Raw genomic sequence first — 18,233 nt, forward strand, 5'->3', positions numbered from 1 at the left:
ATCAAACTTACATCTAAACACCTAAGACCATAGTTATATATTTTTTGTTTGTTTTTGGGCAAATATGACTATTCAACCGTCTGTTAATTATGTAAAATAGGTCTAACCTACTTTTTAGTAAATCATGGATTACTTCCCTTTCTCATTCTTGTCCCTTGAATACAGCTGAAATATACATAGAATCCGAACATTTTCAGTCTTTTCTTCAAGCAAAGAAAGGAAACAAGTAGATCATGGCTGTCTAGTATCTCATTGGACAAGCGGCCTACATCAAGCAGGGCAATCCGTCTGTTTTATTACCATCATGTGAGAGGAGAATTTTCATGAAGCTTTTTAATCGTTCCCTAGGCGCAAAATTGCGGATTATGTTTTTGCTGATTCAACTCTTTGCGTCCCTTTTGTTCAGCATCAGTTTTTATGCAGTTTCTATGAGTATCATTAATAGCAGTGTCATGCCTCAAGTAGACCAATTGCTAGAAACTGGAGCTAAAAATGTGTATCAGGATCTCAATATTTCCTTAGCCGTTCAAGCTCAGCAAGGAAGCGGTTCTGGCTCCAGCTCTGCTATACAGATGGAATCTTATCTTCAGGACAAGGTCGACACCCTCAAATTAGAATCAGCATATATTGCGGTGCTGAAGGATGATGGTAAGGCCGAAGTTGTCGCACGAAACGTAAAATCAGCATATAAGGTCAAGGATACTCTCGTTCCTGTCGAGGATATTAAAGAAGCAAAACAAGGCGAGATGAATATCAGTGGCATTTACAGCGACTCGCACGGAGTACACAAAACCGCCTTCTTTGCCATATCAGGCAGTAATCTGATTCTTGGCGTGAACGAAGATGTTGGATTCGTACAGGAAAAATCCCAACAAATACTATGGATTTGCATAGGTATTACACTGACAACACTTATACTGGGCGGAGTTATTTCTACCCTTGTCATACGTAAAGTTGTACAGCCCATTGCCGAATTGGTTCGTCATAGCGAAAAAATTGCCCAAGGTGATCTTTCACAAGACACGAAGGTTCATGGAGTTAATGAAATCGCTCAACTTGCCCGCAGCTTCCAATCTATGTCTCATAACTTGAAAGAAATGATTGGCCATGTGCTTACTACATCAGGTGCAGTTGTTAAAGGGTCGGACGAGCTGCTTCGTCGGACTGAGGCTATGAGTGTAAAAGTGCAGGACTCTACAGCTGCCGCTGAAGAAGTAGCCAAGGGCAGCAACAGCATCGCTTCTGCTGCTGCTGAAAATGCGCAGGCTATGGAGGAGATTGCTCAAGGTGTTCAGCATATCGCTTCCTCTGCCAATGATGTATCTGATCAAATCAGTGAAGCGACGAAAGAAACGGTTAACGGTAATACGCTTGCTCAAAAAGCTGTAGCTCAAATGTCACAGGTAGGACATGCCGCTGATGAGTCGCTTCGATACATACATAGTATGAATGAACGCTCAGAAGCTATTGGTAGCATCGTTTCTGCAATTTTCGATATTACAAAGCAGATTCAAATGTTGTCCCTGAATGCCTCCATTGAGGCTGCCCGTGCGGGCGAGCATGGACGGGGCTTCGCTGTAGTTGCCGGGGAAGTTCGCAAGCTCGCAGAGCAATCCAAAGAAGCAACACAGGAAATTTCGGACTACTTGGTTACCATTCAGGAAGTATCGCAGCAATCTGTGGACTCTGTGACCCAGGTTAGCCGTGAGATTCACTCGGGAACAGAAATGGTTCAGCAGGCGAGTTTCGCTTTTAACCAGCTAAGTGAGCTCATGCAAAAGATCAACGCTACGATTCAAACCGTATCCGCAGCAACAGAGCAAGTATCCGCCAGCTCGGAGGAAGTATCTGCTTCCGTGGAAGAAACAGCTCTCATTGCTGCCAATGCACAGCATATGATTCAGGAGATCGGTTTAAATGCCGATGAGCAACTGAATGAAATGGAAAGCCACAGTGAGGTTGTTCGTCAATTAAGCCAACAAGCAACTGAGCTGCAAAAGGCGGTCCAAAAATTTAAAATTAAGTAAGCTGAGCTGCTAAAAAAGGTATCTCTCAGTCACAAAAATGACTGTAGAGATACCTCTTTATTTTTTAAAAGCGATTTAAAGGATCTTCCATGAAGAAGTTTATGAATCCATCCCCAGAATGCGATAAACTTGCTCCATATCTAAATGAGCGCGTACCACCTCTGCGACACGGTCAAACTCTTGTTCCTTGGCTTCACGTACAGTAAAAGTGCTATCTAAAGCTGCCAAGCCCTTGGCTTGTCGCAATCCATCCAACCAGGACCGGCGAAAACGGTCATTATCAAACACACCATGCAAGTAGGTTCCCCATACCTTACCGTCAATCGTGCCCCAACCTTCCTCAAAGGCGGCCCCTTCCCCACGCTGAATCTGGAATAATGTTTTCATATTCGTTGAGTCTGGAGTCCTGTCTATAGATACATGTGGTTCCGTGACATACTCCGTAACACCCATATGTATTTCATAACCTTCAATGATTGGCTTGGCGGCAGAACCTGAATCAGGTGCAGCGCTTAGCAAAAGCGGGCAATGATTAGACAGGGTTCCTTGAACACGCACGGTTTGCTTTTCCTTTAAGAAGGTCGTGGATAGAGCTAGCCATCCTAATCCATCTGCCTGCTGCGGCAACCCAGATTCGACGGCATCGGGGTCAAATAGCGCTGTGCCCAGCATCTGATAGCCCCCACAAATACCAACCAGTTGCGTGCGTCCCGTCTTCATGGCCTCTCGAATGTCTTCCTCCAGCCCTCTTTCACGCAATTCCAGCAGGTCTCCGATGGTGTCTTTGGTTCCCGGTAAGATAATAGCGTCCGGTACGCCCAATTGTCTGGCCTCTGTGACATAACGTACGCTCACGTCAGGCTCTGCAGCCAAAGCATCCGTGTCCGTAAAATTGGAAATACGCGGATATCGTATCACTGCAATATCCAATTCTTTATCTTTTGCTGACCGCTTAGGCATCTTGTCTAGTACGACCGAATCCTCTGCTTCAATACGAATGTCCGGTAAATAGGGCAATACACCGAGTACAGGAATACCTGTCCGTTCTTCCAGCCAGTCTAATCCCGGTTGAAGCAGGGACAAATCGCCTCTGAATTTGTTAATGATAAATCCACGGATACGCTGTACTTCATGGGGGTCCAGCAATTCGATAGTCCCTACCAGAGAGGCAAAGACACCGCCCCGGTCGATATCCGAAACCAGCAATACTGGAGCATCCGCCCAGCCTGCAAGGTTCATATTTACAATATCGCGGTCCTTTAAATTAATCTCTGCCGGGCTGCCCGCCCCTTCCATAAGCACAATATCATAGGTATCACGCAGCCGATTCAGCGCATCCATAACGGTATGCTTAGCTTGTGGCAAAAAATCCTTTCGGTAATCAGAGGCGCTCATATAGGCATAAGGTACACCGTGTACAACAATTTGTGAGTGCATGTCCTTGACCGGCTTAATCAGAATTGGATTCATATCGGTCGTCGCCTCAATACCACAAGCTTCGGCCTGCACACCCTGAGCACGTCCAATTTCCTTGCCGTCCTCAGTAACATAAGAGTTTAACGCCATATTTTGTGACTTAAACGGTGCGGGACGATAGCCATCCTGCAGAAAGATCCGGCACAGCGCAGTCGTTACTACGCTTTTGCCCACATCCGACGCTGTTCCTTGAAGCATCAATATAGCTGCCGGGTTCGTGCGGGACGGTTCGAAAGTTGACAATTGCCTCTTCCCCTTTAACGAATTCATTTCAAATTGGGTCACAACCCGTACAAAATGACAATAAACAGCATCAAAACCGTCTCCAGCAATTCGTTCAAAGCTCCGTATATATCCCCCGTAAGTCCCCCAAGGCGGCGGTTAATACGGTTTGCAACAAAGGTTCCAGCTCCGTAGGCCAAAAGCGGAAGCAATGCAAATCCTAGCCAGATTGGAAAAGACCCAGAATACGAAAGATGCATCTGTAAGTATGCCCCTGCTAACGATAGGCCCCCTGCTTCCTCTGTTACTGTAGCTAAACCTGCAAAGATATATTGCCCTGCAGCAGCGCATAGCGTCACTAATACTGCCCAGAATACGGCCAGTCCGACACGTTTACCGTTCATATCAGCAAAACGCGCCGCCAGCCCATCATCGTTACGGGCTTTAGGCCAGCGCCTCATCGCATGTACCATAAACCAACGGCTCCAAACCATCGGAAGTATCAGCAAGCCGGACGCATTTCGCTCAACCAGCACGGTATACAACAAAGAAGCCTTGAGCATGAGTAGCAGCACACAAGCAATAACACCCATTGCTCCTACACGGCTATCCTTCATAATTTCCAGCATCCGTTCACGGGACCTGTAGCTAAACAAGGCATCAGCCGCATCCATCCACCCGTCCAGATGCAGTCCGCCCGTCAACCACACCCAGACAGCAAGGGTAAGAATCGCACATGGCACTGGTGGCAGCACCATAGCCGTAAGCGCCGCAAAGCTCCAAACGATAACGGCAATAACCAATCCAACCAACGGATAATAGCTTGTACTGCGTTTCAGCAACTCCGGGGAAAAATCCAGCTCCGCCTTGACCGGTAGACGGGATAAAAATTGAAAAGCCGCAGCAACAGCCTGACGTTCACTGCTCATAGCTTATATTCCAACTGTTTAAGTTCTACGGGGATACCCGCCGTTACTAAAAAAACTTCATCACAAAGACGGGCAATCCGCTGATTCATAATCCCGCTCAAATCCCGGTACAGCCTTCCAAGCGGATATTCTGGTACAATACCGTCACCGACCTCATTGGTTACGATGACGAGCGATCCCGGATACTGCTCCACAGCTGTTGCCAGTTCATCCATGGCGGCTCTGGCGGCAGTTTCACCGTCCTCGCCTGCGGCCAGCAGTACGTTCGACAGCCACAGGGTCAGGCAGTCGACCAGCACCATAGACGCAGGCTGCGACGCTTGAGCGTTGCCAAGTTGTCGCAGCAGCTCCGGCAGCGCCTGCGCTTCCTCCAGCGTCTGCCAGTCATACCCGGCAGAATCGCGCTGGAGTCGATGAAGGGCGATGCGCTCCTTCATTTCCACATCATAGGCTTGCGCCGTTGCAATGTAGCAGGCACGCGGTGCGCGCGCCATGCATAATCGCTCGGCAAAGCCGCTTTTTCCGCTGCGTGCCCCGCCGGTCACGAGCGCCTTCATCGCTGCGCGGCTCCCTGACCGTCCGATACGCCTGCATCGGCAAAGGTCGCCATTTCGCGCATAATCCGGCACGCCGCATCAATCAGGTGCAAGCTCAGCGCACCGCCCGTGCCCTCACCGAGCCGCATGTCCAGATGGAGCATGGGCTCCAGCTTGAGCTGGCGGAGCACCGCCGCATGTCCGCGCTCGTCCGAGGCGTGCGAAGCAAGCATGTACGCCGCGCTTGCAGGCGCAAGCGCGCGTGCAGCGAGAGCAGCCGCGCCGGAAATAAAGCCGTCCAGCACCACTGGACAGCGATGTGCGGCTGCGCCGAGGATGACGCCTGCCAGGGCGGCAATCTCCAGACCGCCGACCTTGGTCAGCACGTCAAGCGCGTCATTGGCATCCGGCTGATTCACCTCCAATGCGCGGCAGACAACGGCTATTTTACGGGTAAGTCCCGCCGAATCTACACCTGTCCCCCGGCCTACGATAACTTCCGGCTCAAGCCCGGTGAGCGCACACACGACCGCAGCGCTGGCTGTCGTATTCCCGATGCCCAGCTCTCCGGTAACGAATAGCCGTGTGCCACCTTTAACCGCTTCTGCTACAGCTTCAGCTCCGGCCAAAACTGCTTGTTCCGCTTCCGTACGCAGCATGGCTGGCCCTTTAGCCATATTCGAAGTGCCCATGCGCACCTTACGATTCACCAAACTCGGGTGAGAGACATCCGCATTCACGCCAACATCTACTACCTGGACATCAGCGCCCGCATGACGTGCCAGCACATTAATTGCTGCGCCGCCTGACAGCATGTTATACAGCATTTGCTGCGTAACCTCAGCTGGAAAGGCGCTAACTCCCTCTTCACACACACCATGATCCGCAGCCATGACCATCACCGTTTTACGATCAAATTCAGGCTTATCCACGCCAGTAATTCCTGCTAACTGGATGGCCAAACTCTCCAGCTTTCCAAGACTTCCAGGTGGCTTCGTTAATTGGTCCAAATGTGCTGAAGCTGCCGAAGCCACCACTCCATCCGGCTGGGCAATGCTATCGATCAGCTGACGCAGCTTGTCGTTCATATCTTCCACTCCCTGCTCTTTTTTTAGTATGTTCCCAATCTCCTATTGGTCTGCTGTAGACGCAGCGCTTCTGCGCAGCAAGAGCTGCGGCACACCGCTATCGGGATGCGGAAGCATCACAGGCTCAACACCATATACACGACGAATCCGGTCCTCTGTTAGCAAATCCGATGAAGTACCCAATCCTTCAACCATTCCATCCTTAAGTACAAGCAAATTATCGCAAAACTGTGCCGCCAAATTAAGATCATGCAGGACAGCAATGATTGTCACGCCCGTTTCTTGGCGCCATTCTGCCAGCAACTCCATAAATTCAAGCTGATAGCGCAAATCCAGATAAGTCGTAGGTTCGTCCAGCAGCAATACCTGTGGCTCCTGTACCATCACCTTTGCTAATGCTACACGCTGTCGCTGTCCCCCACTCAAGCGGTCCAATGTTCTGTCGGCCAGTGAAGTTAGACTCAATCGCGCTAGGACCCGATTCGTAATCGCCTCCACATCAACTCCCTTTTCCCTGCCTAGCCAGTCCTGATGAGGAAACCGTCCCATTTCTATAACTTCCCTGACGGTGTATCCCACTGGAGGAATTCCCTCCTGCTGGAGTACGGCTACAAGTTGGGAAAGCTCTTTTCTGCTGTAGCTACCGACCTTTTTACCATAGATATGAACACTTCCAGAAGTCGGCTGATCTACGCCAGAAAGCAGATGCAGCAACGTCGATTTTCCACTCCCATTCGGACCAATGATCCCCCACCAAGCTCCTTCGTCTACGTTCCAGCTAATATTCTTCAACACATGGAACTCTCCATAAGCACGGGTCAGGCCTGCTACCTCTAGCGCCCGATCATACACCTTCTGTGATTCACTTTGTTTGGTCACAACAGATCCCCCCTGCGTAGCTTCTTGTTCCGGTACAGGAGATACGCGAAGAACGGTGCCCCAACAAAGGCCGTCATAACGCCCAGAGGAATTTCTGTTGGGGCCAACAACGTGCGAGCCGCCGTATCTGCCCAAGCCATAAAAATAGCTCCACCCAGTGCAGATAACGGAACAATCATCCGGTAATCGGGACCTGCCATCAGACGAATGATATGAGGCACAACAAGTCCAACAAAGCCAATGACTCCACATACCGAGACAGCGGCAGCTGTCAGCAAGGTAGATATGATCAGGACAGATAGCTTCGTCGCATCTACATGAACCCCCATATGAGCCGCTTGACGTTCTCCCAAAGCCAGAATATTCAGCACCCGTGCCCGGTTCCATAGAAACACCAGCCCAACGATCACGTAAGGTAAAAGAATTCCCGTATATGACCAACCGCGCAGACTGAGACTTCCCAGCGTCCAGTACAATATTTCATTGACTGTTTCCTTCGACATGGCTGCCAGAAAAGAAACAATGGCTCCCCCAAAAAATTGCATCACCACACCTGATAAAATGAGGCTTTGGGTCGGAATTTTCCCACCTTCACGCGCCAACGTCAACACCATCCACAGCGTCAGCATGCCGGTTATAAATGCAACTAGCGGAAGCGTCCATATACCCACAAATGAAAATTGAAGCCCCCAATAAATCAGTACTGCTGCTCCGACCGAAGCTCCCGAGGATACCCCAAGGGTATACGGATCAGCCAAGGGATTACGCAACACACCCTGAAATCCGGCTCCCGCCAGCGCCAGCGCTGCTCCAACCAACATTCCCAGTAACACCCGTGGCAATCTGACCTTCAAAATGATCTGCTCTGAGGATGTATTCCAATCCGGTGTAAACGTATCACCTAACCACGGTAGGTGGTTGATCAAAATACCTGTGATCTGGCTGACCGGAAGACTGACCGAGCCGATGCCAAGACAGAGTAGCAGCGTCAGCAGCAGCAAGACAAGACCTGTCCCCCCAAAACCGATCAGTCTACGGTTCATTTGAAAATTTCAGGGTACACGCCCTTAGCCACTTCCTTGAGCCCTTCCGTTACGCGTGGCCCCGGACGACTGATCAAATTATCATCCACGGCAAATACACGATGGTTACGAACAGCCGATATTTGATCCCATCCACTACGAGCTTTAATGATATCGCCGAGGGTCTGGCCTGTTTTGTCGTCCTTCACACTTTTGCTGTACAAAATCACGTCAGGGTTTGCAGCTATAATATTTTCCTCACTGATTTGGTACCACCCCTTCTGCGTAGCACCTACATTTTCACCACCTGCTAATGTTATCAGCTCGTCCATAAACTCGCCTTTACCCACTGTCCAGCCTGGTGAAAACTCGACGTATACCCGCAGCTTCTGCCCTTTGCCGATATTTTTAACTCCTTCTTTCACTTCTGCTACATCTGCTCTCATCTTGTCAGTCACCGCTCTCGCTTCTTTCTGATGATCGGTGATTTTCCCATACAATTCGATGTTAGCTATGACATCTTCAACTGTTTTCGGTTCTGTTTTAAAAATCATAATTCCCATGTCACGCAGCTTAGTCGTAGCCTGTTCACTAAGTGAAATCCCTGCAAAAACAACTTCCGGGTTCGCAGCAATGATCGCCTCTTCGTTCGGTTTCATAATACCGCCCATTTTAGGCTTTTTCGTAGCTGCCTCCGGGTAATCAGAGTAGTCGGATACACCAACAATTTCCTTATCCAGTCCGATAGCGAACAGCGCCTCGGTTTCTGCCGGGGAGACGGAAACGATCTTATCCGGTGCTTTTTTAAATGTAAATTCCTGTCCTGTTGCATCCTTAAGCGTTAGCGGGTAAACCGTTTTGCCCGGTGGTACTTGTGCGGTTACGGTCTGTCCCGGCTGCTGTGAAGAAGCTTGGCCCTCTTTGTTTTCTGCATTTTTTCCATTCGCGCCACATGCACTCAGCCCAACTGCCAATATCAGCGCCAATAGACCTGTAGTCCATACCTTTATTTTTTTTCCTGCCATGATTTGCACCCCTTCATACATAAATCGTTAAGAGCGTTACTTGAACTTCATCCGATATTTTCTCATTCCAGCCTTCTTTTCCTATCAAAAACCCCCGCATCCTCATATCAGGACACAGGGGTCACGTTAGCACAGATCGTGCGCAGGCGGGCAGCTTCTTTCCGCATGGACAGTCACTGCGAACACGTCATCCTTTCCTCGAAGGATTATGGTGACAGGCGGACGGGCAGGTATCCTGACTTATGGAAGATGCATGTCCTGATATTCTTTCATATGCCTGGCGGCACATAAAACAGGGCTAATAGGCATGTTTCCATTTACAGTGGCGGGACCGTGTCGGACTCACACCGACTTCCCTTTTAACAACGCAATAAAGGAAAGCAAGTTCCTCACATAGCGCCGACCTCGTCTGCTGGATATTTGATGTAGTGGTAGTCAAGCCGTTCTTTTACTTGATGATTATAGGTTAAAAAGAGTTAGCTTACAACCCAAACAGTCGCTTTATTCGCCTTGTTTAACCTAATGAGAAAGCAATCTTGCTATACAATTGTGCGGTCCTGTCAACCTTAACTGAATCCTAAATGCTTCTCCCGGCTTCGGATTCAGACTCCAAAAATCATGGCCAGGCATAAGCATACAAGCCAACTGACGAATTACACCACCATGCGTGACAATCAAAACAGAGGGCGGCGCAGCATTCGACTCCATTGGCTGAACCTCCAAAGCAATGCGCCACGCAAACAGAGAGTCTAGGAATTCACGCAGACGATTCACAAAATGAATCCAAGGCTCTCCTCCAGGTGGGGTGAATTGTTGCGGCTCATCAATCCAAGCGCGATACAACGCCACATCCTTAAGCATGTCATACGTTTTTCCATCCCACTCACCAAAGTGAAGTTCTCGCAGACGTGGTTCCATGATAGGAGGCATAGCAGAGAGGGAACATTCAGACGTCAATGCTGACTCCGGCAAAATGATCTGCAAGGTCTGGCGACATCGCATCAAGTCGCTGCAATAGATTCGAGCAAAGGAATGTCCCTGCAATTTTTTCTGTAAAGTCTTTAACTCCTGCTCTGCTCCGGGCAGCAAACCCAAGTCGGCATGTCCCAGATATCGACGTTCCTTATTCCATAAGGTCGTGCCATGACGAACTAGTACGAGCTCCATGTCCCACTGCAGATCTTCTTTAGCATCATTCGGCTTACTAACCTGTTGTGAGTTCGGACTTGGTGCACTTTCTCGCACTCTTTTTCCTTCTGTATCTTGTTTCAAAATCGTGTCACTCCTCACTGCATCCATCCCAAGGCAAAACACCCTGCAGCTCCCATCAAACATAACCCTACAAACATAGTGGATACGGCGAACATCAGCCGGACCGTATGCCGGATATCCTTCGACTCCAGCGGTCGTATCCCTTCGCCCATATATGCCCGAAAGGAGCGTATGCCGTGATACACATTATAGCCACCGAGACGAATCCCTAGGGCACCTGCCACCGCTGATTCGGGAAATCCGCTATTTGGGCTTGGATGCAGACGGGCATCCCGCTTGATTGTCCGCCAGCTTCTTGCAGCATCCAGCCGATATAACCACGACGCTATCACTAGCATAACTGCTGTCATGCGAGCCGGAATGTAGTTAGCTACATCATCCAGCCGTGCTGAGGCCCAGCCTAAATGCAGGTACTTTTCATTTTTGTAGCCAACCATTGAATCGAGCGTGTTTACGGCACGATATGCCAGTGCCAAGGGTGCTCCCCCGATCAGGGCATAAAAAAGCGGGGAAATAATGGCGTCCACGATATTTTCAGCGACCGTTTCGACGGTACCGCGCACAATTTCGGGCTCGTCAAGCTGCTGCGTATCCCTTCCGACAATCATGCCTAGCTCCCGACGTGCCCCAGTCAGGTCATTCGCCTGCAACGCTCGGTATACTGCCATCCCTGCGTCCTTTAGACCTTTGGAAGCAATCGTAGTTGCAATCAGAACAATTTCTACGACGACAGACAACCACGGGTGAATCCAGGCAAGCACACGCAACAGCCCCCAGGCAAGCACAAAGGAACCCCCAGCCACAATAAATGGAAGCAGTATGCCCGCACGTTTCAGTCCTCGGTCACTGCGGACCTTACGGCGAACCGCTTTTTCCAATGCTGAAATGGCATGTCCCATCCCGATGACTGGATGCGGCAACCATCTCGGATCACCGATTAACCTGTCCAGCAGATAGGCTGCCATGATAACCAAGCTAACGATCACGCCGCTCCTCCTCCAGCACTTCACTCAGTGCAGACAGCAGCATATTGTTGGCTTCGGCGTCCTTAACCGCAATTCGAAAATGGCTCGCTGACAGTCCAGGATACATGGCACAGCTACGTATAAGAATCCCACGTTGTCCAAGCGCCTGCTGAATAGCCGATGCACTCCACGTTCCCGGCGCCCTTGCTAGCACGTAATTGGCTTCGCCGGGAATGACACCACAGCCCCATTCCGCCAAGGCAGTCAGTAAGCGACTGCGCTCCGTAGCAATCAGTTCCTGTGTGCGGCGCTCATAAGCTTGCCCACTTCTCAGACACGCCTCTCCAGCCAGCAACGCCAGTCCATTAACGCTCCAGGTCACCTGTTTGGCCGTCATTTGCCGGATATAGTCCGGATGAGCAATCGCATAGCCCAATCGTAAGCCAGGAATGGCATAAAATTTGGTCATCGATCGGATCAAAATCACATGAGGATAGCGATCCAGCACAGGCAATAATGAGATTTGCCGTTCCAGTGGGATAAAATCAATAAAGGCTTCATCCACCACCAACACGGTACCCGTTCTGCCAGCCGTCTCTGCCAGTTCGTATAGCTCCTGCTCACCATATTGCACACCGTTTGGATTATTCGGCTGCCCAAGGAACAATACATCTACCTGCTCCATGAGCCGAAGGATGTCCTCCACGTCTGCCTTCCATTGAAGCGAAGCCTTCCCGTATACCCGATGGATCTCGGCTCCGAATTTGCCAGCCAGCTCGGCATATTCCGAAAAACACGGCTCCACTGTCCCCACACGCTTGGGAGCCAGGCCCAATAGCAAGAGCGCCATGCTTTCAGCCGCGCCGTTACCGATACTCAGCGACTCGGGTGGAACCTGCAGCCGCCGTGCCAGCATATTTTTAAAATGGCGGTGTCCAGGGTCTGGATAGCGAATCACTGTGTCAAATGAGCTTTGCAGTGCCTCAAGCACCTCCGGTGGCGGACCGAGCGGATTAATATTCGCACTAAAATCCACAAAATCCGCCGCAGCTCCACCAAATGTCGCGGCAGCCGTCTCCCTGTCCCCGCCATGACCGTAAACCTCTATCATTGCCTCTCATCCTTTCCGGCCGTTTCCAATCATTTAGATCCATTATGAGGCTGCTTTTTGCGTCCCGTCAATGCAAATGAGCTTTTGTACATGGCTCACTTGGGTTACAATAGAGGGAGGCACACATAAATTACACAGTTTATATACGGAGGAATGGACATGCTGTTCATCGACAACCAGGGCATACACGATCCAGCTATTAATCTTGCTATTGAGGAATACGCGCTAAAGCATCTACCGCTGGACGACAGCTATCTGCTGTTTTACATTAATCAGCCTTCTATTATTATAGGCAAGCATCAAAACACCGTTGAAGAAATCAACGCTGAGTTTGTGAGAGACAACAATATTCAAGTCGTTCGTCGCCTGTCCGGCGGCGGGGCTGTATATCATGATCTCGGTAATTTAAATTTCAGTTTCATTACCAAGGATAACGGGGAGTCCTTTCATAATTTCCTCAAATTTACGCAACCTGTGATTGACGCCCTCCGCCAAATGGGAGTAGAAGCCGAAATGACTGGACGCAACGATCTGCAAGTCGGAGAACGTAAAATTTCAGGAAACGCTCAATTTGCTACACGTGGACGTATGTTCAGCCATGGTACATTGATGTTCAATTTGAATCTGGACAATGTGGCTGCATCACTGCACGCCAATCCCGAAAAATTCAAATCCAAAAGCACAAAATCCGTCCGTAGTCGCGTGGCTAACATCAGCGAACTGATGGACCGTGAGATGACCATAGAACAATTTCGCGAGGAACTGCTGCGGTCCATCTTTAGCTCAGAATTGGATCAGGTGCCTCAATATAAGCTCACCGATGCGGATTGGGCTAAAATCCATGAAATTTCCAAAGAGCGCTATCAATCGTGGGATTGGAACTACGGTCTTTCCCCCGAGAGCAATATCAAGCACACACGTAAGTTCCCGGTCGGTATTATAGATATCCGCATGGATCTGAAGGAAGGCTACATCCGTGATATTAAAATTTACGGGGATTTCTTCGGTGTAGGTGATGTCGCTGATATTGAAAATATCCTGCGCGGCAAGCGTTATGATGAAGGGGAGGTCCGTCAAGCCTTATCCTCTCTCGATTTGAAGCATTACTTTGGTAATATTGAGCTGGACGACTTTGTTGGACTTGTATTTTTGGAAGACTAAACGTTACTTTTTTCCATGGTTTCAAGCCAATACTTGAGTGGTTATAAGGGGACAGGCTCTTATGGGCGTCGTCCCTTTTTCAATGCAATATTGTCATTTTGAATATTATAAGATACAATTTTAATATTGCCCCATGATAGAGATAAAGGAGAGAATACCGATATGTATAAATTAATTGCCATTGATATTGATGATACTCTCATTAATGACCAGAAAGAAGTTACTCCAGCGACACAACAAGCATTGGAAGCTGCTGTAGCTAAAGGTGTGGTGGTTACTCTCGCTACTGGACGAGCTTATGCCTCCGCGCACAAAATTGCACGCCAGACGGGGTTGAATGTACCGATCATTACGTACCAAGGAGCTTTGGTTAAAAACCTGCTCGACGAAAACGTGCTGTATGAGCGTTATGTTCCACTCGTGGCTGCACGTCGTCTGTACGAATTTTGCGTGGAACGCAATCTGCATCTGCAAACATATATAGATGACAAATTGTACACACGTGAAGATAATCAGAAAATTAAAGATTACACCGAGCTGAACAACACGGAATATTTTGTAGAGCCTGTGTTCAGTAAAGTTATAGAGCAATCGGCCCCTAAATTGCTGATCATTGACGAGCCGGAAGTATTGGATGAATTAATTCCCGAACTGCGCGAACTGCTTGGCAACGAGGTGCATATTACAAAATCCAAACCTCATTTCCTGGAAATTATGCATCATGAAGGCACTAAAGGCCACGCCCTTGCCTTCCTTGCAAACCATTTTGGCTGTGATCTGTCGGAGACCATTGCGATCGGCGACTCGTGGAATGACCATGAAATGCTGGAATGTGCTGGTCTCGGCATAGCGATGGAGAATGCGATTCCTGATTTGAAAAAGCTGGCTGATTACATTACTCGCAGCAATAATGAAGACGGTGTTAAGCACGCCATCGACAAATTCGTACTCAATGTTGAATAAGCAAAAAGTGACTATTTCCGTAATACTTATATAAAGTATTTCAACAACAAAGCCTCCAAACGTCGCATGTTCATTAACATACGGCAGTTTGGAGGCTCTTTTTGTCAGATCATATCATAACTGACCGCTTCAAAGTATCAGGCAGCAGAGCGAAATTTACGTCTGTTCACCAGACGGATAATTCCGTTATTCATGCACATCAACCCGGTCACAATGAGCAGCACTCCTGCCAGCATCCACCAGCTTACATGTTCTCCATACAAAAAAGCACCCAGGCCTACAGCAATCGGTGGTGAAATGTAGAGCCATGTGGTCGGAAACAATGGATTCGTACGCGCCATAAGCCAGTAAAATAGTGTCTGCGCAATCATGGAACCAAACACGATCAAATAAAATAGAGAGCCTATGGCAGGCAGCAGATTCCATCCCCCAGAATTCCAAGACTCTGTAAAAGCCGACAGTACTAGCAGCATCCAACCACCATGAAACATTTGTGCTGCATTCAAGGCAATCGGGTTCGTATCACGAAACGCGTCCATGACTCGCTTGGAATACAAAGCTCCTCCCGAATAGCACAGCTCACCCAGCAAAATGGCCATACAACCAGCCAGCCACAGACCGCTGATTTGAACCGCCAAGCCGGGCAATACCACCAGCACGACCCCGAGAAAGCTGATCATGCAACCCATGAGCGTAATTCTCGTCGTTTTTTGCCGCAATATTGCAGACTGCATTAGCACAATCATCATCGGTCCGGTGGCCGACAAAATAGCACCGATTCCCGAACTGACATATTGCTCCGCCCAATACAGTGTTGAGAATGTGCCGAAGGTCGTTCCCGTCCCAATTAGCAGCATTTCCTTTCGCCATAATAACGACCATCGAACCTTTCCTGACAGCCTCATCGCAATAAACAAGATCGCCCCTGCTGCCATAAAACGTGCGCCTGCCGATAAGAACGGCGGAAGTCCGGCTTCCACTCCCACTTTGATAGCCAAAAATGTGGTGCCAAAAATAAGACACATAACTGTAAAGGCGATACCAATCATGACACTTCTCTCTCCCTTCTGTTACTCACAAGCATACAAGGAGACAGACAGAACAGATGGGCAACCACAGAACAGTTGTATACGTTTTGGAAGTGCTGTATAGTACAATACACACAAAGGAGCGTGGACCGCATGGGCAAGGATAACAGCGAATTATTGTTTTCAACGGAACAGATCTCGACAGATCCGGGCTTAAAGCTGTATGAGCAGGTCGTCCATTACATAAATGTGCGGATGGAGCGCGGGGACTGGCCAGCAGACGCTAAATTGCCGTCTGTGCGAAGTCTGGCTCAGGAATTGGGTGTGCACCGGTTAACCGTATTCCGGGCATATCAGGAGTTAAAGCAACAAGGGCGTATCTATGTAAAGGATAAATCGGGATATTACGCTCATGCTTCCCATGCAGCAGAATTGGGGCCATTTACTACCTATTCGGAGCGTTCATCCACAAGACGGATCTTCCATTCAGAATCCACTTACATGGCAGACGATCCGTCTGTTTCTGTCTGGAGGGGGATGGATGGACTCACCCAGGTTCATGCCATGAACGCGGACTTCCAATTTTCCAAGGCCCTGATTGATCCCTCTCTTCTACCCAACCGATATTGGAGAGAATTAATGATGCAGGTGTTTGAAAAGCATCCGAAAATCGCGGCTACCTATTCTGCTGTACAAGGAGATGCTGAGCTTCGTGATGCCATGGCACAGCATTTTAGCACAGATAAGCATTTCGCAGTATCAACGGACGAAGTACTGATTACCTCCGGCGCACAGCAAGCCATTGACTTGGTTTCCCGTTCTCTGATTCGTACAGGAGATCGTGTATTAATCGAACGTCCAGCCTATGGCCCGGCCATGGAAATATTCCGCAGACAAGGCGCCCGCCTGACTGTAACGGATATACAGCCGGAAGGTTATGATATGGATCAGATTGAATGGTGCCTGAAAACGGAAAAACCGCGTCTCTTCTATATAAATCCGACATTTCACAATCCGACCGGCTTTACCATCCCCGATGAGCAGCGCAAACGTCTGCCCGAACTGGCCGAGCGCTACGGCTGTCTTATTGTCGAGGATGACAGCACCTATGATATCAGCTTTGGGCAAAAGCCGCCTTCCCCCATTTTCGCCTATGATATCTCAGGAAGCGTCGTCTATATTCGCAGCTACAGCAAATATGTGGCACCTGGTCTGCGAATCGCAGCCGTGACTTGTCGGCCTCAGCTCATGGACAGTCTGCTGAGCGTCAAAGCGCTAGTGGACAATGGATCACCACTGCTGAATCAAAAGCTGTTTTTACAATATTTTCAATCCTCACGTATGCAGCAGCATATTAAAAAGCTATGTATCGCACTCCAGATTCGTAAGGAAACGATGGAAGCCAGTCTCCGCGATTCCGGCTGGACATGGACCAGCCCGGCGGGAGGACTCAACCTGTGGCTCCAGCTACCTTCTACGATAAAACCTAATGAGCTGCTTGCCAAAAGTATACAAGAGTCCGTTTCCTTTGTCCCAGGCAATGTATTTGATCCTATCGGTGCAGAGGGTAAAACGCATATACGGCTGTCCTATTCATACGCCAATGAACTGCAAATCAAAGAAGGGCTCTCCACACTTCTACGCATCAGCCGAATGATGTAAATCGTTATTCTAACGGCAAACTCATGCCTGTGTGTGCCAAACTGATCCCTTCCAGCAGCCCGTAGTTGTATGTGATATCCACATCATGGGACATATGTGTAAACACCGTGCTTCCAGGCTTCAGTCTTCCTACTAGCTCCTGAGCCTCCAGCATGTCATATACCGAGCGGGTGGCATACTCCGCTTCCTCATGGTAAAAACTCGTCCCCAGCACGAGTAAATTCAGATTATGTAAAGGCAAAATTTCCGCCTCATTCAGTCCAATCGAATCTGAACAGTAGGCCCATGAGAAGCCGTCTTTTTCCAACCGATAAGCGTAAGCATATCCGTTCTTTCCGTGATTCACGCGCCATCCCCGGATGTTCCATCCGCCAAGCTGGACTCCCTGATCTACTGGAATAAGATCCAGGTTTCCAGGGAGCCAGGAAAATTGACGCAGGATCGTATCAATCACTTCCTGTGGAGCGTACAAACGCCCTCTGTTCCCCGTCCAGCGACAGGCATCCGCCCATTCTGGCAATCCTCCAATATGATCAAAATGTGCATGTGTCACGAGGATCGTAGGGATAAAACGCAGGCTGCGCAATTCTAACTGTCTACGCCAGTCGGGGCCACAATCAATCATAAAATCCTCTGTCTCGCTTTTGATCAGCACAGACGATCTCAACCTTACATTCGTTCCTGTCGTGCGTGCCTCTGTGCACACGAGACAATCACAATACACACGCGGAACCCCCATTGCATCCCCCGTGCCAAGAAAAATAAGACGATTCATGATTTAACTCCTATCTATCTGGGTGTTTTTACTACTATTATAACGAACATATCAAGTCTGCGTAAATCACCCCAGCGACCAACGACAAAAGG

16 protein-coding genes and 1 riboswitch are annotated in these 18,233 nt (G+C 49.1%); of the genes, 4 read left to right on the forward strand and 12 right to left on the reverse strand.

Going from position 1 to position 18,233, the window contains the following annotated elements:
* Positions 1-323: 323 nt before the first annotated feature.
* Entirely contained in the window at positions 324-2,027 is a 1,704-nt protein-coding gene (locus BN1546_RS04610; RefSeq protein ID WP_058829198.1) for a methyl-accepting chemotaxis protein, read from the forward strand.
* 99 nt (positions 2,028-2,126) lie between these two features.
* Here the strand turns inward: BN1546_RS04610 and BN1546_RS04615 are convergent, their stop codons facing one another.
* From BN1546_RS04615 to cobD, 10 genes are all read right to left on the reverse strand, one after another.
* Positions 2,127-3,746: a cobyric acid synthase gene (locus BN1546_RS04615; protein WP_058829197.1), complete on the reverse strand. Its 1,620-nt coding sequence runs from the start codon at positions 3,744-3,746 to the stop codon at positions 2,127-2,129.
* Positions 3,747-3,784: 38 nt separating this feature from the next.
* Positions 3,785-4,654 (reverse strand): adenosylcobinamide-GDP ribazoletransferase, encoded by an 870-nt coding sequence (gene cobS, locus BN1546_RS04620; RefSeq protein WP_058829196.1) that lies wholly within the window; start codon positions 4,652-4,654, stop codon positions 3,785-3,787.
* Positions 4,651-5,211, reverse strand: a complete 561-nt coding sequence (cobU, locus tag BN1546_RS04625) for a bifunctional adenosylcobinamide kinase/adenosylcobinamide-phosphate guanylyltransferase (protein ID WP_090736167.1) — start codon at positions 5,209-5,211, stop codon at positions 4,651-4,653. The genes cobS and cobU overlap by 4 nt, the downstream gene beginning before the upstream one ends.
* Positions 5,208-6,278 carry a nicotinate-nucleotide--dimethylbenzimidazole phosphoribosyltransferase gene (gene cobT, locus BN1546_RS04630; protein WP_090736170.1) on the reverse strand — a complete coding sequence of 357 codons (1,071 nt, stop codon included), beginning with the start codon at positions 6,276-6,278 and terminating at the stop codon, positions 5,208-5,210. Before cobT ends, cobU begins: the two co-directional genes overlap by 4 nt.
* Before the next feature lie 42 nt (positions 6,279-6,320).
* Positions 6,321-7,157 (reverse strand): ABC transporter ATP-binding protein, encoded by an 837-nt coding sequence (locus BN1546_RS04635; RefSeq protein WP_090736174.1) that lies wholly within the window; start codon positions 7,155-7,157, stop codon positions 6,321-6,323.
* Complete coding sequence (locus tag BN1546_RS04640; protein ID WP_058829192.1) at positions 7,154-8,200, reverse strand: FecCD family ABC transporter permease; 1,047 nt, start codon at positions 8,198-8,200, stop codon at positions 7,154-7,156. Before BN1546_RS04640 ends, BN1546_RS04635 begins: the two co-directional genes overlap by 4 nt.
* Positions 8,197-9,204 carry an ABC transporter substrate-binding protein gene (locus BN1546_RS04645; RefSeq protein ID WP_040101844.1) on the reverse strand — a complete coding sequence of 336 codons (1,008 nt, stop codon included), beginning with the start codon at positions 9,202-9,204 and terminating at the stop codon, positions 8,197-8,199. Before BN1546_RS04645 ends, BN1546_RS04640 begins: the two co-directional genes overlap by 4 nt.
* A 207-nt stretch (positions 9,205-9,411) precedes the next feature.
* Positions 9,412-9,623: riboswitch (cobalamin riboswitch) on the reverse strand.
* Positions 9,624-9,723: 100 nt separating this feature from the next.
* On the reverse strand, positions 9,724-10,476 hold the full coding sequence (locus BN1546_RS04650; protein ID WP_090736176.1) for a histidine phosphatase family protein: 753 nt from the start codon (positions 10,474-10,476) through the stop codon (positions 9,724-9,726).
* 14 nt (positions 10,477-10,490) lie between these two features.
* Positions 10,491-11,462 carry an adenosylcobinamide-phosphate synthase CbiB gene (gene cbiB / locus BN1546_RS04655; RefSeq protein ID WP_090736178.1) on the reverse strand — a complete coding sequence of 324 codons (972 nt, stop codon included), beginning with the start codon at positions 11,460-11,462 and terminating at the stop codon, positions 10,491-10,493.
* Positions 11,452-12,552, reverse strand: coding sequence for a threonine-phosphate decarboxylase CobD (gene cobD / locus BN1546_RS04660; RefSeq protein ID WP_090736180.1), 1,101 nt, complete (start codon positions 12,550-12,552; stop codon positions 11,452-11,454). The genes cbiB and cobD overlap by 11 nt, the downstream gene beginning before the upstream one ends.
* 159 nt (positions 12,553-12,711) lie before the next feature.
* Here cobD and BN1546_RS04665 point away from each other — a divergent pair, with 159 nt between their 5' ends.
* A complete protein-coding gene (locus tag BN1546_RS04665; protein ID WP_090736182.1) occupies positions 12,712-13,713 on the forward strand; it encodes a lipoate--protein ligase in 1,002 nt (333 codons plus the stop codon).
* A 162-nt stretch (positions 13,714-13,875) separates the two neighbouring features.
* Positions 13,876-14,676 (forward strand): Cof-type HAD-IIB family hydrolase, encoded by an 801-nt coding sequence (locus BN1546_RS04670; RefSeq protein WP_090736184.1) that lies wholly within the window; start codon positions 13,876-13,878, stop codon positions 14,674-14,676.
* Positions 14,677-14,813: 137 nt separating this feature from the next.
* Here the strand turns inward: BN1546_RS04670 and BN1546_RS04675 are convergent, their stop codons facing one another.
* Positions 14,814-15,725, reverse strand: coding sequence for a DMT family transporter (locus BN1546_RS04675; RefSeq protein ID WP_090736186.1), 912 nt, complete (start codon positions 15,723-15,725; stop codon positions 14,814-14,816).
* Between the two features lie 132 nt (positions 15,726-15,857).
* Between BN1546_RS04675 and BN1546_RS04680 the strand changes: the two genes are divergently transcribed.
* Entirely contained in the window at positions 15,858-17,366 is a 1,509-nt protein-coding gene (locus BN1546_RS04680) for an aminotransferase-like domain-containing protein (protein ID WP_090736189.1), read from the forward strand.
* Positions 17,367-17,370: 4 nt separating this feature from the next.
* Here the strand turns inward: BN1546_RS04680 and BN1546_RS04685 are convergent, their stop codons facing one another.
* On the reverse strand, positions 17,371-18,141 hold the full coding sequence (locus BN1546_RS04685) for an MBL fold metallo-hydrolase (RefSeq protein ID WP_025677791.1): 771 nt from the start codon (positions 18,139-18,141) through the stop codon (positions 17,371-17,373).
* Between the last annotated feature and the right edge of the window lie 92 nt (positions 18,142-18,233).

Source organism: Paenibacillus sp. Mc5Re-14 (assembly GCF_001049835.1).
GTDB classification, from domain to species: Bacteria; Bacillota; Bacilli; order Paenibacillales; family Paenibacillaceae; genus Paenibacillus; species Paenibacillus polymyxa_C.